The sequence below is a fragment of the Fructilactobacillus florum DSM 22689 = JCM 16035 genome (genome assembly GCF_001436645.1).
Classification (GTDB): domain Bacteria; phylum Bacillota; class Bacilli; order Lactobacillales; family Lactobacillaceae; genus Fructilactobacillus; species Fructilactobacillus florum.
Genome location: NZ_AYZI01000040.1, coordinates 1 through 408 on the forward strand (window position 1 = coordinate 1; position 408 = coordinate 408).

1 protein-coding gene is annotated in these 408 nt (G+C 36.8%); it reads left to right on the plus strand.

The features are described from left to right. Positions 1–225, plus strand: a 225-nt coding sequence (locus tag FC87_RS07155) for a hypothetical protein (protein WP_082619244.1), incomplete at its 5' end; no start/stop codon positions are given. Between the last annotated feature and the right edge of the window lie 183 nt (positions 226–408).

Consider the following 408-nt stretch of genomic DNA (forward strand, 5'->3'; position numbering starts at 1 on the left):
AAAATAATCTGTATTATCCTGTTTAATGCTTTCTTTATCCCAATTACTTACACAACTGAATATAGTTCTACCGCTATGGACGTGATGAATGGGGTGTTAATGGGACTTGGTGGATTTACATTTATTTTTTATTGTTGCTTTACAAGTCCTCCGCGCTTACAAATTAGTAATCATATTGACCAAATTGTAGTTGGAGAGATTAGTGATAATAGAAATGATGATTAAAGTAATTATGAGAAAAAGGATCTTGTTTATGCGGTTGGAGGATGCTCATGGAAAGAGGCAACGCCAAATTATATGGGATTAGATTTGATTTAAATCATCAAGCAAGTTCGGCTAGCCGGAGTGATTGCCAGTGGTGGCTAACGCCGTACGCCTGGTTAGAAAAAGATGACCAGTGGTATTTGA